The organism is Micromonospora sp. U21 (assembly GCF_018070045.1).
Taxonomy (GTDB): Bacteria; Actinomycetota; Actinomycetes; order Mycobacteriales; family Micromonosporaceae; genus Micromonospora.
Window position 1 is genome coordinate 21,642 of the sequence record NZ_JAGPYK010000025.1, and the last position, 13,994, is coordinate 35,635.

Genomic DNA, 13,994 nt, shown 5'->3' on the forward strand with positions numbered 1-13,994 from the left:
GCCGTGTCCGGCAACAAGATCTACGCGGTCACTGACCAGTTGGCCGAGCCGGAGATGGTGACCTTGCGGATCCGTACGCTGCCGTGACACCCGACGCCCGGCCCGTCACCGACGGGCCGGGCGATCGGCGGTCGGTCACCGCTGGGGCATCGCGGTGAGGGCCCGAGGTCGCTCTCGGCGAAGGTCGCCGCCCTCTCGTAGAACAACAGCGCGGAAGCGTCGGTCTGCTCGACGGAGGTCAGCCGAAGATCGCGGCGTTGGCCCGGGGTGGCGAACAGTCGACCACCGCCGCCGAGCACCGTCGGGAAGACCAGCAGGCGATACTCGTCGACGAGGTCGTGGACCATCAACGTGCGCTGGTACTGCCGATGACGATGACGTCCCGCTCGCGCCGCAGCCGTTGCACCTCTCCGGTCAGCTCGCCCTTGATGACGGCGGAGTTGTTATATGTGCCCACATCGGTCAGTGTTCGGGACGCCACCCATTTCGGCGCCGTGTTCATCTTTCGTCGAGAACTCGTCGGAGCGGCTGGGCCAGAGCTGAGCGAACCGTTGCCAGGTCCTGCGACCCAGGAGTAGCGCACCCGTGTCGAGCCGGGCGCCCAGCTTGAATTTGTCCCCGGCCACTGCGCCGGGGCCGTGGCGAAAGGCCCAGCCTTCGCCCGGCGTCTTGGCCGAGCCGGGTCAGCCGGCATGGCGCCGGTCTCGACGGTGTCGCTCAGCGGGTCTTCTTCGTCGCCCGCTTGCGCGGCGGCGTCAACAACTCGGCTATCGCAGCGATCGCGGACGGTACCAGGCGGTAGTACGCCCAGACGCCGCGCTTCTCGCGCTCGAGCAGGCCGGCCTCGGTGAGGATCCGAAGGTGGTGACTCACGGTCGGCTGGGAGAGCCCGAGCGGCGCGGTGAGGTCGGTGACGGAAGCCTCGCCCTCCGGTGACGACTGGATCAGGCTGAGCAGTCGCAGGCGGGCTGGGTCGGCGAACGCCTTTAGCACTCCCGCGAGCCGCTCGGCGTCGGCGCGCTTGATCGGTTCACCAGCAAGGGGCGAGACGGCAGGCGTCGTAATTTTCGCAGTTCCCACGTCTTGCATCGTTGCAGCAACACCACCGGTAGACCCGACAAACGAGGGCTGGATCACGATGAGTTCCTCGGGAGGCCCCCTTCCCTCCGCTCGAAGCGAGGCCGGCTTCCGGCTACACCGAACCGACGTCAATCGCCTCCCCGTTGGTTCCGGCGTCATGGCCTGTTGCAGGGCTGTCGGGAGGTGCCCGGCGGCCGGGAGGTCGAGCCGGCACGCCGCCCCGTCGTCAACAACCCCACCCATCACGTCCACGCCGTTGACCAGCACCCAGGGCGACGGATAGTCGCCCATCACCTCGGTTACTTGGCCGAGCCCGACGTGGAGCACTCGGTGGCGGTCATTCCGGGCCAGCTCGTTGACCCACCGGGTCAGGTTGCTCTCAGGGCCCCATGGGGACTGGTAGGGCTGCGACTTCTCAAGCGCCTCAATGATGTACGGCGGCAACATAGCGAGGCGTTTTGCTTGGCTGTTGAACTCGGCCGGAGTCGAGCAGACCGGGTACTGGATGCGCTCGGCCTGCGGCGGGGGATTCTGGCCGGTGGTCGCGGAGGCCAGGGCGTAGATCGCGTTGTCGAGCGACGCCCGCAGCGCTGCCAGCCACTCGGAGAAGATCAGGGCCAGCTCGACCGGCGCTGGCTCGCGCATGACTGCCAGGATCTCCAGCGCGCAGGGATCGACGTTCCGGACATCGATGTTCCACGGATGCACCGAGATGTACCTCGCCCAGCACTGAGCGAACTCCTGGCACTTGACCGACACGCGGTCGAGTCGCGCGAACGCGAGATCGTAAAGCTCCTGCACGGGCGCTACGCCAGCTTCTCGAGGAGTAGGTGCAGTCTCTTGGCGCGCCCTCGAGATCTCGCTCGGCGCCTCGTCGCGTGACCTGCCACTGACCGCCAACGTCGAACTCGACGCACCCCCTCCTCGCGCCGCTCACCCCGCTCCTCCACGATCCGCGAGTGGCTACAGCACCCCGAGGCCGGCCCAGCGTTCCTGACGGCAATGGGAGAATTCGGCGACGTCCTCCGGCCGCAGAGCACAGACCCCGAAATGGGCGGACCTGAACGCCTCCTTCCCGGTGGGCAGAGTGCCGATCATGGGCCTGAGCGACACCCTCACTCTCGACAGACACACGGGAGGGCGGTCGGGGTGGGGCCGCTCAGCGGGATTACCGCCGAACTTCGAGTATCAACCGTCGGATCACGCGAAGATGACGCGCATGGGTGCAGGCACGACGACCAGGAACGAACCGCAGCCGGCCGGGGCTTGGCCCCGGCTGCGGTTGGCGGACTGGACGGATACGCGAGAAACACTGCACCTTTGGCTCCAGATCGTGGGCAAGATCCGAATGGCGCACGCGCCAATGGTCAACCACTGGTGGCACGTCACCCTGTACGTCAGCCCGCGAGGGTTGACGACCTCGCCGATCCCCCATGACCTCGGATCCTTCGACATCGAGTTCGACTTCGTCGACCACCACCTGCGCATCCGGGCCAGCGACGGCCGCCGACGCGAGGTGGCACTGGAAGCCAAGCCGGTGGCTGGTTTCTACTCCGAGGTCATGCATGCGTTGAGCGAGCTGAGTATCGGCACGCACATCCATGCCAAGCCCAACGAGGTGGACCCCGCCGTCCCGTTCGCCGAGGACTACCGCCACGCCGCCTATGACCCGCGCGCGGCGCAACTCTTCTGGGGTCAACTTCTGCAGGCCGATCGAGTGATCGGGAAATTCCGGTCCCGCTTCGTCGGCAAGGCAAGTCCGGTGCAGTTCTTCTGGGGCGGAATGGATCTGGCCTGCTCCAGGTTCTCTGGGCGTCCGGCGCCACCACATACCGGCAGCGGTCGTCCCAACTACCCGAGCTGGATAGAGCGCGAGGCATACACGCACGAGCTGGCGAGCTGCGGATTCTGGCCTGGTGGAGGCGAGGAAGGTGCCTTCTACGCTTACGCCTATCCCGAGCCACCCGGCTTTGCTGACCACCCGATACGCCCGGCCGAAGCGTGCTACCACCGGGACCTGGGTGAGTACGTGCTCCCGTATGAGGCCGTGGCCGAAGCAGCCAACCCGGACCACATGCTGACGGGATTTCTGAACACCACCTACGCTGCGGCTGCGGACCTGGGCGGTTGGGACAGGACGGCGTTGGAGGTCGACCCAGATCGAGGGGCAACCAACGCCAGATCGAAGCCCTAGACGGTATGAGCAGCCCGGTTGACCGGGCCGGGGCCTCATTCGCAACCTGACGTGGATTGCCGACGAGGAGTGGGCCCTGTCGGTGGTGCCGACATTTGCGGGAGGCCCCGGTGTTCAGTGAGCGTACGAGTGTTGGTCTGGACGTGCACGCGCGGTCGATCGTGGCCTGCGCTCTGGACACGGTGACCGGGCAGGTGATGCGGCGGCGGCTTGTCCCGTCGGCGGAGGCGGTCCTGGTCTGGCTGCGGGAGGTGCCGGCGCCGTGGACGTGTGGCCCATGACAGCGCAGCTCGCCGACATCATGCAGCCTTGGGTTGATGAGCCCATCGATATCGAGTCGGATTCCTGGTTCGTCAGCTCTGCGCAAGTCACTGCTTGACGCGAGTCATCGGGTCATCGGAGCCAGATGATGGCGGCGATGAGGACCAGGCTGGCTCGGTAGAGGGATGCCCGTTTGGCGTAGCGGGTGGCCAGGTCACGCCACTGCTTGAGCCGGTTGAAGCAGCGTTCCACGACGTTGCGCTCGCGGTAGATCACCGTGTCGAAGGCCGGGGGTCTGCCGCCGGCGCTGCCCTTGGCGGCCCGGCGAGCGACTTGGTCGCTGCGTTCGGGGATGACGTGTCGGATTCCGCGTTGGCGCAGTGCCCGGCGGGTGGAGTCATGCGCGTAGCCCTTGTCCGCGATCAGCACCTCAGGACGCTTGCGGGGCCGGCCGGGCCCGGGCTCGTTGACCCGGATCGCGTCCAGCAGCGCCAGAAGCTGGGGATTGTCGCCAGCCTGACCCCGGGTGAGCAGGATCGACAGCGGCCGTCCGCGGCCGTCGACGGCGAGGTGGATTTTCGTGCTCAGTCCTCCGCGGGACCGGCCGATGGCCTCGCCATCTTGCGCACCAGGTGTCGCCGCACTTGCCGGGGAGCTCTTTTTTCGCGGGCGCCAGCGGCATGCTGGTGCGCCCGCACGATCGACGAGTCGATGCTGATCGTCCACTGCACCGGTGCGCCATCGTTATATACCTGCGCCGCCGCGAGGATCCGATCCCATGTCCCATCGGCCGTCCAACGGCGCAGTCGTTCATGGCAGGTCTTCCACGGCCCGAAGCGTTCTGGCAGGTCACGCCACGGCGCACCTGTGCGCAGCTTCCACAAGATCCCGTTGATGACCTGCCGGTGATCCCGCCACCGCCCGCGCGCACCGCCTGGCTCCGGCAGCAGCGGCGCGATCACCGCCCACGCCTCATCGGTCAGCTCACCACGACGCACCACCGGTACATCGTCAACGATCAACCACTACAAGATCAACAGGACACGCCCTAGACCAGCGCGACGCTCCAGCCGAACAGCCCGTCCTGCAGCCCAGTGAACGGAAAGATCCACTCCGGGTGGGCTGCGGTGATCACCTGCACCCAGGCATCCTGACCGACCCTCCTCAGCAGACAGACACCGGGGTTACGAGACGTCCCTTAGCCTGACTTTTCCTTGAACGGCGACGGGATGATCAGCGGAGCAGGTCGGCCCGGATGATGGTCTGTTCGACCTGGCTGCCCAGCCGCCGTAGATTTTTCACAGAACCTCCTCAGCGATGACGACGGCCGGCCGCATACGCGCGGCCGGCCATCGGTACAAAAAGGGGCGGCGCTACTCCTGTGGCAGGGTCGGCAGCTGCTGTGCGGCGTCGGACCACTCCGCCGTCAGCACCACGGTTCCGCTCTCCTTGGCAGGTGCCGTCGCATGCTTCGGCGTCGAGCTGGTCTTCGTGCCGAGCAGCCGATGGGTCGAGGGGTCGACAATCAACCGCACGGTGGTGCTGTTGTCGCTGTGCTCCACGCCCTGCCCGGAGCGTCCGCTCTCGTCCTTAACGGTGCCGAGGCTGCGTACACCGGGGATGTCGGCGAGGATCCGGAACGCCGCGGCGCGCACCTTCGGCGGGGCCGGCGTGTCCAGCAGCATCCGGCTCAGGAAGCCGAACAGCAGCTGATTGCTCGCGGTGCTGCCGGCGGCGACCCCCATCTCCTTCTGGATCCGGCTGGTCACCCACACCCGCAGCGCGCCCTGCTCGTCCGGCAGTTGCCGGACCTGTTCCAGGCTGAGCTGTCCGAGGTCCTCCAGGTAGCGGGGAGCCTCGGTGTCCCTGGTGAGGGTGCCCTCGCCCGGCCGGGTGGACAGGACCAGCTTGTTCGGGCTGTCGGTGTCGAGGGTCCACTCGGTCGGGGAGCCGGCCGCGCGCCAGGCCTGCTCGTCGGCGGCGCTGTACGGCCGTATGCCGAGCTCCCGGCGGCCGGTCCAGCTGGTCTCCCGCGGGTCGCTGGCGTCCCAGCTCTCGTTAACGCTGCGCCGGAGCATCCAGTACCCGTCAGAGTCGGTGCCGACCCGCTGCGGCCCGAACACGTCGAGCGTCTTGACATGCCAGTACTTGCCCGACTCAGCAGGCGCCTGCTCCGCCCGGGTCGCCGCGGCGAGCAGAATGTCGCGCGCCGTCACCGGCGTCACGCCCCCGATGGCGCTGTCCGCGGCTCCCGGCTGCCCACCGGCCAGCGGCGGGGTGCCGGTCTGCCCGCCCGGCGGTGCCGAGAGCATCGTCACCGCCAGCACCCCCGCCGCGGCCGCCCCGACCAACCCGGTGCCGAGGAAGGACCAGCGCAGCACCGGCCGCGACGCCGTCGACCGGCCGACCACACGATGACCGGACGAGTCCCCGGCCGACGCGGCCGCGACGACCCCGTCCAGCACCCGCCGCCCTACGTCACTGCGTGCCCATCCGGCCGAGTCCGGTCGGCCCTGACGCACCAACTCATCGATATTCATCGAGTCCCTCTCCCACTGTCACTGGATTGCGGATGGTCGACCAGGCTTCGCTTTCGTCCTTGGTGACCCGTTCGTACGCGGCGCGGAACCGGTTGCGGGCACGGTGCAGCCGGACAGCGTAGGTGGGGCGCGAGACGCCGAGCACCCGCGCCGCCTCCGCCGGGGTCAGGTCAAACCAGGCTGCCGTGACCAGCACTTCGCGGTCCCGCGCACCGAGCGCGTCCAGCGCCCGGCGCACCTGGTCGCGCAGCGCGACATCATCGGCGAGCCGATCTGGCCCGTCCTCCGCGACCGTCGACGTGACCACCCGCTCGTCCAGCGCGGCCGCGGCGGCGCCTTGCCGACGGCGGGCCAGCACCACGTTGCGCGCCACGCCGAACAGCCAGCCCCGCTCCTCGCCCGCCCGAACCCTTTCCAGTGACCGCCAGGCCACCAGAAATACCTCACCCACCACGTCCGCAGCGTCTTGCCGACCGACTCTCCAGGTCGCGTACGCGTGGATGTCGTCGGCATGTCGGCGGAACAGCTCGGTCACCCGATCTTCCCGTTCTCGCATTGCACCTCCGCAGCTCTCCTTGTCGCGGGTACTTGTCGACGGCAGGGCCACGGATTACAGAGGCAGGCGAGAAAATTCCAGGAGACCGCTGTGGAGCACAGCAACAATTGGCGCCTGGACCTCACAGCGGTCAGGTAATGGCGGGTTCTCCCTCTGGATGTCGGCAGACAACGTCACCAGAGACGGCAAACCGAGCGCCCACCTCGCATCCCAGCCCGCCGCCTGCTCTGCTATCAGCGATCAGGCAGGCAGACCGCACGAACCTGCTCCGTCACCGTTGCATGGTCGTCGCCCTGGTGCTCGATGACACGCGACCCCACGCTCTCAAGCTTTGACGGTGGTCGGCCTGAGCGGGTCATCTCGGCGCGATAGTCACGCCACTGCTGCCGCAGCTCGTCGTGGCGGGCCCGGCCAGCACCCGGGATAGCCCCAGCTCGTCGCCGGCGCTCAGCTTCAACAGGCAACCGTGGCCGCCGCCTTCGGGGTTGCCTCCCCTTGCGGCTTCCAATTGCTTTCGCACGACCCATGAGGCGGGCACAGCAACGAGGCCGGCGCAGACGAGCGCCACGAGCGCCCACGGCCATTGCCGCGACGGCCTATTCGCTTCGCGGAGTCGGTGCGGTCGCCATCCTGCTGCCCCTCCCCCATGGTCATCTCGCGACCATACGAGAGCCTCGGGTAGCGAGCTTGGCGGCGGCTCAGCCCTCGGCCGGCGTGATCGACACCCAGAGCGTGAAAACGTCCACCAACGCGCCGCTGGCCAGCCAAGGCATCGACGCCGGCAAGAAGACTGTCGGACGCAAGCGCGGCATCGTCACCGACACCCTCGGTCTGCTCCTCGCCGTCATCGTCACCGCGGCCAGCGCCAGCGCCAGCGACAACACGATCAGCATCGACCTACTCGATCAGGCCAAAGCCGCGCATCCCGCCCTGGCCAAGACCTGGGTCAACGCCGGCTTCAAGAACAAGGTCATCGAACACGGCGCCACCCTCGGCATCGACGTCGAGGTCGTCGCCAAAGACCCGCACATCAAAGAATCTCAGTGGTCAAACGCCGATGGGTCATCGAACGCACCCTCGGCTGGATCATGCTCCACCGGCGCCTCGCCCGCGACTACAACGCCCTACCCGACAACCCCGCCAGCATGATCCACATCGCGATGATCGACAACCTCACCAAACGGGTCACCGACGAAACCACCCCAACCTGGCGAGACATCTGAAGATCACATCACTCGCAAAATACGTGAATCAGACGCCCTCTTAGTACAGCCGGAGTCCCGCCAGACCGCCGACTCCTACCATGCGCGACGGGCCATGAGGGCGGACAGGGCGTGCCGATCGGCCCCATACTCGACCGATGCGGCTGTACCTGTCCTCGTTCCGCACCGGGGCGCACCCGGACCGGCTCCTCGCCCTGACGGGCGGCCGGCGTACCGCTCTGATTCCGAACGCCCTCGACGCGCTGCCCACCGGTGTGCGTGACAACGCCCTGCGACGCGACCTCGACGACCTCCACGAGTTGGGCCTCGACGTGGCAACGGTCGACCTGCGCGAACCGGGCGCGGTGGCCCGCCTCGCCGAGCACGACATCATTTGGGTACGCGGCGGAAACGTGTTCGTCCTGCGCCGGGTGCTCGCGGACACCGGGGCCGACTCCGCGCTGCTCGACCTGCTGCATGGCGACGCTTTGGTCTACGGCGGCTACAGCGCCGGCGCCTGCGTGCTGGCAGACGACCTGTCGGGGCTGGCGCGGGTCGACGACCCGGCCGCCGTCGCCGACCCGCTGACGACCGGCCTCGGCCTCCTCGACCGGCCCTTCGTCCCGCATGTACGGTCACCCGGCCATCCAGAAACCAGCCAATGTAACGCCGTGTCGGCCGCGTACGACGCCGCCGGCGAGCCGCACTGGGCACTGCGCGACGGCGAGGTGCTGCTGGTCGACGGCGACCGGACCGAACTGCTGCACTGAGCGAGGAAGAGGGCGGTTCGCCCGCTTTCCCCAACTTCAAGACGTACCGCCGCGATGGTCCTGTTATGTTCACGACCGCACCTGCGGCGCGCGCAGGGGTCCGGGACCCAGCTCACAGCCAGGGTCGGCCGTCACTCGGCGGAGCAGATAACTCGACGGAGGTAGCCGTGACCGTTAAGACCCAGACCTTTCAATTCGGCGTGCCGTGGGAGTCGCTCTCCGGGTACAGCCAGGCGTACCGCGCTGGTGACACGCTCTACGTCTCGGGTCAGCTGTCCCACGACATGTCCGGCAACTTCATCGGCGCCGGCGACTTTGAACTACAGGTGAAGACCACCCTGGCCAACCTGGATCTCGTGCTGAAGCACTTCGGGGCGAGCCGCAAGCAGATCGTCGAAACCAACGTGCTGGTGAGGAACCTGCGCGACAACTTCGACACCTTGGCACGTCTCCACGCCGCGTACGTCGGGGATCATCGACCCGCCAGCACCGTGGTGGGCATCTCCGACCTCGCCCTGCCGGAGCAGCTGGTCGAGCTCGGCGCTGTCGTCCGCCTCGACCTGCCCGCGTAGCCGCCAGGCGGTGGGGACCCGGCCGCCGCACGGCTGGGTCCCTCCGACGCGCCGGCGCTCGCCGACCGTCTCAACAACATGATCGAGCCGCTCGTGGCGATGCCGTACCGCCCTGCGGCGCTCGCACCACAGCTCTGAGGCGTCCGGCCGGGGAGAATCCGCAGTTAAGGGCGCTGGCCGACCCACCTGGGCTGCCTGGTACTTCACTTGGCCAAGAGCTCCGGCCGCACGCACGTCGACGCCGCCGTCACCTTGCTGACCGGGTGTATCGCCGTGATGGTCGTCGCGTTGGCCGGATGAACTCGGCGACCTTCAGGATCCTCACGCGCCGCTCAACGACGGCCCCGCCCCTTCCAAAGGGGCGGGGCCGTTTCGGATATCAGGGCGTTGTCGACAAGGACGTCCAGAGCTGGCAGGTGCTGCAGACCCGACCCGACACCGCGAGAACTGTCCGTCTGCCTGCCATGCAACCGGCAGGTAGCGGCTTGCAGCCGGGCGTGCGCCATGGTGGGCCGGCGGGCGATGGTCAGGTGAGGGTACTGGCCCACCCCATCCCCGGACGGGCGCGGTGTGCCGGCTCTATCGCGACCAAACCGGCTGACCACCGTCGTCATGCCGCCCGATGCGGTCGACGGGGGATCAGCTTCGTGGTGGCCTCTGCGGTGGCCGTTGAGTGATCGTCTCGGGGTGCCAGGGTTTGCCGTCGGGCCGGACGAAGAACAACCCGGTTTCGGGCCAGTCCGAGCCGCTGACCAGTTTCCACCCGTTACGGCGGGCGCGGTAGGCGCACAGCACGGTGACCGTGTCCTCGGCGAGGGGGATGACGCGTTCTCCGGCGCGTGATTTGACTGGCTTGGTGATCGGTTTGTAGCCGACGCTGGTGCGTTGTTCGGTGATGGTGATGGCGGCGGCGTCGAGGTCGACGCCGTAGTCGCGCAGGCCGCACAGCTCGCCACGGCGTAGTCCTCGGTGGGTGGCGAGCAGGAGCAGGGCGTAGAGGACGATGTCGTGGGTTTCGGCGTAGTCGAGGAACGCCCCAGCGTGGGCGGGTGCCCACACCATGACGGGGCTGGGTCGCGCACCGCTCTTGCGCCACCGGTTGACCGCGGTGTCGGTCCAGAGCCGTGGCTTCGGCGAGGCGCCGGAGGGCAGGTCGACGTGCACGGCGGGGTTGTGGTCGAGGAGCCGGCGGTGTTTGCGGATCGCGTCGTTGAGCGCCGCGCGCAGTGTCGCCAGGATCCGCTGTTGGCTGGCAGGCCCCACCGTTCGGACGCCCCTGACACTGTCGCGGACGGCTGGGTCGGTGCTGGCGCGCGCGGCGGTGATCTCGTTGTTGCGCAGGTCAATCTGCGTGAACACGGCCTGGATGTGCGTGGTGGTGAGGTCCTGCAGTGGGATGCGGCCGATGTTGGGGATCCAGTACATGCGGATGTGGTCCTGGTAGCTGCGTACCGTCGCGGGCGACAACCGTGTTCGCGACGTGATCCACCCGGTGAGGTAGTCGCCGACGGTGGTGGCGACGTTGGCGGGTACGCCGGTGCGGATGCGGCGGGCGACGGCGTCTCGCTCGGGCAGCGGTTCGCCGCGCTTGCACGAGTACAGGAGGTCAGCGACCTGGAGGGTAAGGGTCTTGTCCCGGCCGGCGAGGCCGAGCAGCGCGCGGGCGTGGTCGCGTTCGGCGACGGCAGCGTCACGGCTGCCGAAGCCGGTGCGGCGTAGTTGGCGGCGCTTGCCGGTGACGTCGGGTGGAAGTTCGAGTTGGTAGCCCCAGTTGCCGTGGTGGGGGTTCCAGCCGCCGCCGCGTCGGAGTTTGGGGCACTTGGCGCCGAGGCGCTTGCCGTCGTGGACGCATCCGCATCGTTTGCCGACGGATCCGTCAGCCATCATTCGGTCCTTTCGTCGCCGCCGCCGCGTGCGCTACCGGGGGCGGGCATCGGATTGGTCGGTGGTGATCGACGCGTGATTCGCGGGCGGGGTCAAGTCGACGGTTCGGTGGTGGGGTTTGGGTGGGGGCTGTTGGGGTCGACGCCGAGTGCGGTGAGGATGGCGGCGACGGAGACTCGGTAGCGCGACCCGACGCGTAGGACCCGGGCGGGGAAGGTGTCGGTGGCGGCGAGCTGGTAGGCGCGGCTGCGGGACAGGCCGAAGATCTGACCGGCGGTGGTGATGTCGGTGACCGCGCCGAGCGCGCGGATCCGCTCCACCGTCCACACCTGCCCTGCGATGAGCTGTTGTTGGTCGCGGCGGTCGTCCGGGGGTCGTCGGAGTTCATGAGGGCAGTTCTCCTTGTGTGTGGGTTGCGGTGTTGGCGGCGGTGAGCCGGCCGGTAGCGGCGCGGCAACCCGATGGGTGGCCAGGTTCGATTGCGTCGAGGGATGCGTCCGGCATCCGGTGGGTACCTCGAGGCCGTCTCCGACGTATCAGTCGAGCCGGCCGACTTGTCGGTGCCGGTATGCCCGACGGCGAAAGGCTGACCAGGCCAGCGGTCACCGCAGCTGCCAGCGGTGGGGGCACAGGAGCAGCCGCAGTGCGGCGGCGGCTTGCTGCGGCACGACGCCGTTGCCGAGGACTCGCAGCGCGAGGGTGCGCGGCAGGCCCAGCGCGGGGTCGGTGACGTGGCCGTCCTGGAGACCCATCAGCCATTCCACGAACGGCGGGGCGAGGACGGGCTTGCCGTGCCGGCCGGTCTGCGTCGGCTCCGGCGCGGACCGGCCGAGCAGCAGCTCCCACCGGGCCACGGCGGCGGCGTAGACGCCCCACCTGTCCTCATCGAGGTGCCCCAGCCTGTTGGACAGACCGGCAATGGTGGTGCGCAGGTCGGCACCACCGTCGCCGTGCTGGCCGGGTCCATGCCCGTCGGAGGCGCGGGGCGTCGGCAGGGTCTGGGCGGGGACCCGCACTGCCGCGGACGGCAGGGTGAGGTCGCCGTGGGAACCTCGCTGTCCGGGGCAGCCCTTCTCCCCGTCGGTGGCCCGCGGGGTGGGTAGGAGCACCTGCGACAGCGGGGGCCGGAATCCCTTGCCGGCCCGCCGGCCCGGGGTGCCGGTGTCGCTGGCTCGCGGGGTGGGCAGAAGCCGAGCCGCGTCGGTCAGCGTCCCACCGGCGCGCGGGATGGGCGTGATGCGGCCGGCGGTGGCGATGCCCGACGACCGGCTGTCCGCGACCGTGGACGGAGGTAGCAGCCCGTGTGTCGAGCCGGTGGGTTCGATCAGGTCGGGCAGGCCGTACTGGTGGCCGGGGCCTTTGCCGTCACGGGCGCACGGTGTCGGCAACGTCCGCACGCCCCTGAAAGTGTTCCCGGGGAGCGGCCAGCAGGAACAACCGGTCGCGGCGGTGAGCGGCGCCGACGTCGGATGCGCGTAGGCACAGCCAGCTCGTGTCGTACCCGAGCGAGGCCAGATCACTCTCGACGACGTCGAGTCCGCGCCGGAGGAGGGCGGCGACGTTCTCCACGAAGACGAGCGGCGGTCGAAGTACGCGAACGGCGTGGGCGACACAGGTCCAGACGCTGGAGTGCTCGCCCCGGATTCCGGCGCGCTTGCCGGCGTGGGAGATGTCCTGACATGGGAACCCGGCAGTGAGGACGTCGACGGGTTCGATGGTGTTCCAGTCGACGGTGCGGATGTCGCCGAGGTTGCGCACGTCGGGCCAGTGGTGGGCCAGGACGGTGCGGGCGTGCCGGTCGGTCTCTGCGTACCAGCTGAGCTGGCCGCCGAGCACCAGCTCGACGGCCAGGTCGAGTCCGCCGTATCCGGTGCACAGCGATCCGATGCGCGGTCCAGGCGCCAGCCCGGCAGGCTGGCCACTCACTCCACCTCCCGCATCCGGATCACGTCCAGTAGGTCCGTGTTGGCGCCGGGGCGCAGGCAGGGTGTGGCCCATCTGCTCACTGGCGGCCCTCCCGTAGCTCAGTGGGAGGCTGGGTCTTGGCGAACACGAGGACGTCTTCGTGTGCGATGAGGTGCATCGGGGTGCCCGCGGTGCGGGCCCGGCGGACCTGCTGGAGCTGAAAGAAGCTGGGTCGGGCGACGAGGTGCCCGCCGCGGACGGCCGCGAGGAGTGCGACGCACCGGTCGACCGGGGTCAGGCCGGCGCGGATCCCCGCACCGATGACCGCAGACGGCAGGTCGACCAGCTGCCCGTGCTTGCGCCACGGCCGGGCGGTGACCACGACGCCGCCGCCGGGACGCAGAAGGGTGTGGCAGCCGGCCAGGATCTGCGCGAACCCGTCAGCGAGGCCGGTGAGGTCGCGGTAGGCGAGGTTGCCTCGGTCGGTGCCGTCGTTGTAGGCGTTGTCGAACTTCGCCACCCCGTCCGCGCCGGGGCGAACCAGGCCGTGGACGGTCGGCCCGTACGGCGGCGAGGTGACCACGAGGGCCACCTGGCCGGCGAGGGCGGCGGGAACGAGGGACAGGATTCGCGTGGCGTCACCGCGCATCACCGCCGCCCTACCGGTCGCCCCTTGGCCCTGGGCGCGGGTGATGTTGGCGTCGGCGATGTCGGACCAGCGGGACTCGTATTCGACGCCGATCGCGTCGCGGCCGGCGTGGATGGCCTCAACCAGGGTGGTGCCGATGCCGCACATCGGGTCGAGAACCAGGTCCCCCGGGTTGGTGTACGCGGCGACGGCGTGGGCGGCGATCGCCGGCAGCATCCGGGCAGGGTGCTTCACCGATTCGGGCACGTATCGGCCTCGCCGCTGTACCGGCCCGGTGCGCTGGGCGGTAGCCCACACCGACAGGCTCTCTGGCCCGGTCGGGGCCGGGTTTCGTCCGTCGTAATCCCGGTGGCGATCCTCGTGGGCGCGGTGCATGCCGCC

Annotated in this window: 14 protein-coding genes and 1 pseudogene; 5 read left to right on the plus strand and 10 right to left on the minus strand. The window is 69.0% G+C overall.

Annotation, left to right across the window (positions count from 1 at the left end):
• Window positions 1-20: 20 nt before the first annotated feature.
• Complete coding sequence (locus tag KBX63_RS26125) at window positions 21-347, minus strand: dihydrofolate reductase family protein (RefSeq protein WP_210915758.1); 327 nt, start codon at window positions 345-347, stop codon at window positions 21-23.
• Window positions 348-717: 370 nt separating this feature from the next.
• Window positions 718-1,089 (minus strand): helix-turn-helix transcriptional regulator, encoded by a 372-nt coding sequence (locus KBX63_RS26130; protein WP_210915857.1) that lies wholly within the window; start codon window positions 1,087-1,089, stop codon window positions 718-720.
• Window positions 1,090-2,299: 1,210 nt separating this feature from the next.
• Here KBX63_RS26130 and KBX63_RS26135 point away from each other — a divergent pair.
• Together KBX63_RS26135 and KBX63_RS26140 are read left to right on the plus strand one after the other, a co-directional pair.
• Entirely contained in the window at window positions 2,300-3,274 is a 975-nt protein-coding gene (locus KBX63_RS26135; protein WP_210915759.1) for a DUF5996 family protein, read from the plus strand.
• Window positions 3,275-3,384: 110 nt separating this feature from the next.
• Window positions 3,385-3,555, plus strand: coding sequence for a hypothetical protein (locus KBX63_RS26140; protein ID WP_210915760.1), 171 nt, complete (start codon window positions 3,385-3,387; stop codon window positions 3,553-3,555).
• Between the two features lie 112 nt (window positions 3,556-3,667).
• Here the strand turns inward: KBX63_RS26140 and KBX63_RS26145 are convergent.
• The 3 genes from KBX63_RS26145 to KBX63_RS26155 all read right to left on the minus strand — a co-directional run bounded on the left by KBX63_RS26145 (window position 3,668) and on the right by KBX63_RS26155 (window position 6,631).
• Window positions 3,668-4,533 (minus strand): IS5 family transposase gene (locus KBX63_RS26145; RefSeq protein WP_307871853.1). Its coding sequence is split into 2 segments (ribosomal slippage): window positions 3,668-4,194 and window positions 4,194-4,533, totalling 867 coding nucleotides; the frame shifts between segments, so codons are not numbered across the junction.
• Window positions 4,534-4,908: 375 nt separating this feature from the next.
• On the minus strand, window positions 4,909-6,075 hold the full coding sequence (locus KBX63_RS26150; RefSeq protein ID WP_210915762.1) for a CU044_5270 family protein: 1,167 nt from the start codon (window positions 6,073-6,075) through the stop codon (window positions 4,909-4,911).
• On the minus strand, window positions 6,062-6,631 hold the full coding sequence (locus KBX63_RS26155) for an RNA polymerase sigma factor (protein WP_210915765.1): 570 nt from the start codon (window positions 6,629-6,631) through the stop codon (window positions 6,062-6,064). The genes KBX63_RS26150 and KBX63_RS26155 overlap by 14 nt, the downstream gene beginning before the upstream one ends.
• A 654-nt stretch (window positions 6,632-7,285) precedes the next feature.
• Here KBX63_RS26155 and KBX63_RS36870 point away from each other — a divergent pair.
• The 3 genes and pseudogenes from KBX63_RS36870 to KBX63_RS26170 all read left to right on the plus strand — a co-directional run.
• A pseudogene (locus tag KBX63_RS36870) lies at window positions 7,286-7,854 on the plus strand (transposase); the annotation flags it as partial.
• Window positions 7,855-7,991: 137 nt separating this feature from the next.
• Window positions 7,992-8,603 (plus strand): Type 1 glutamine amidotransferase-like domain-containing protein, encoded by a 612-nt coding sequence (locus KBX63_RS26165; RefSeq protein WP_210915769.1) that lies wholly within the window; start codon window positions 7,992-7,994, stop codon window positions 8,601-8,603.
• Window positions 8,604-8,770: 167 nt separating this feature from the next.
• Complete coding sequence (locus tag KBX63_RS26170; protein WP_210915771.1) at window positions 8,771-9,175, plus strand: RidA family protein; 405 nt, start codon at window positions 8,771-8,773, stop codon at window positions 9,173-9,175.
• Between the two features lie 639 nt (window positions 9,176-9,814).
• Here KBX63_RS26170 and KBX63_RS26175 read toward each other — a convergent pair.
• The 5 genes from KBX63_RS26175 to KBX63_RS26195 form a co-directional block, all read right to left on the minus strand.
• Window positions 9,815-11,059 (minus strand): tyrosine-type recombinase/integrase family protein, encoded by a 1,245-nt coding sequence (locus KBX63_RS26175; protein ID WP_210915773.1) that lies wholly within the window; start codon window positions 11,057-11,059, stop codon window positions 9,815-9,817.
• Window positions 11,060-11,151: 92 nt separating this feature from the next.
• Window positions 11,152-11,379 (minus strand): DNA-binding protein, encoded by a 228-nt coding sequence (locus tag KBX63_RS26180; protein WP_247663118.1) that lies wholly within the window; start codon window positions 11,377-11,379, stop codon window positions 11,152-11,154.
• 282 nt (window positions 11,380-11,661) lie between these two features.
• Complete coding sequence (locus KBX63_RS26185; protein WP_210915774.1) at window positions 11,662-12,456, minus strand: hypothetical protein; 795 nt, start codon at window positions 12,454-12,456, stop codon at window positions 11,662-11,664.
• Window positions 12,425-12,985 carry a DNA cytosine methyltransferase gene (locus KBX63_RS26190; RefSeq protein WP_307871851.1) on the minus strand — a complete coding sequence of 187 codons (561 nt, stop codon included), beginning with the start codon at window positions 12,983-12,985 and terminating at the stop codon, window positions 12,425-12,427. Before KBX63_RS26190 ends, KBX63_RS26185 begins: the two co-directional genes overlap by 32 nt.
• A 76-nt stretch (window positions 12,986-13,061) precedes the next feature.
• Window positions 13,062-13,988, minus strand: a complete 927-nt coding sequence (locus tag KBX63_RS26195; protein ID WP_247663147.1) for a DNA methyltransferase — start codon at window positions 13,986-13,988, stop codon at window positions 13,062-13,064.
• Window positions 13,989-13,994: the final 6 nt, after the last annotated feature.

What these genes read in the sequence shown, in the direction of transcription:
- KBX63_RS26125 (WP_210915758.1), bottom strand. Translation starts at nt 347, where the DNA reads ATGGTCCACGACCTCGTCGACGAGTATCGCCTGCTGGTCTTCCCGACG.
- KBX63_RS26130 (WP_210915857.1), bottom strand. Translation starts at nt 1,089, where the DNA reads ATGCAAGACGTGGGAACTGCGAAAATTACGACGCCTGCCGTCTCGCCC.
- KBX63_RS26135 (WP_210915759.1), top strand. Translation starts at nt 2,300, where the DNA reads ATGGGTGCAGGCACGACGACCAGGAACGAACCGCAGCCGGCCGGGGCT.
- KBX63_RS26150 (WP_210915762.1), bottom strand. Translation starts at nt 6,075, where the DNA reads ATGAATATCGATGAGTTGGTGCGTCAGGGCCGACCGGACTCGGCCGGA.
- KBX63_RS26155 (WP_210915765.1), bottom strand. Translation starts at nt 6,631, where the DNA reads ATGCGAGAACGGGAAGATCGGGTGACCGAGCTGTTCCGCCGACATGCC.
- KBX63_RS26165 (WP_210915769.1), top strand. Translation starts at nt 7,992, where the DNA reads ATGCGGCTGTACCTGTCCTCGTTCCGCACCGGGGCGCACCCGGACCGG.
- KBX63_RS26175 (WP_210915773.1), bottom strand. Translation starts at nt 11,059, where the DNA reads ATGGCTGACGGATCCGTCGGCAAACGATGCGGATGCGTCCACGACGGC.
- KBX63_RS26195 (WP_247663147.1), bottom strand. Translation starts at nt 13,988, where the DNA reads ATGCACCGCGCCCACGAGGATCGCCACCGGGATTACGACGGACGAAAC.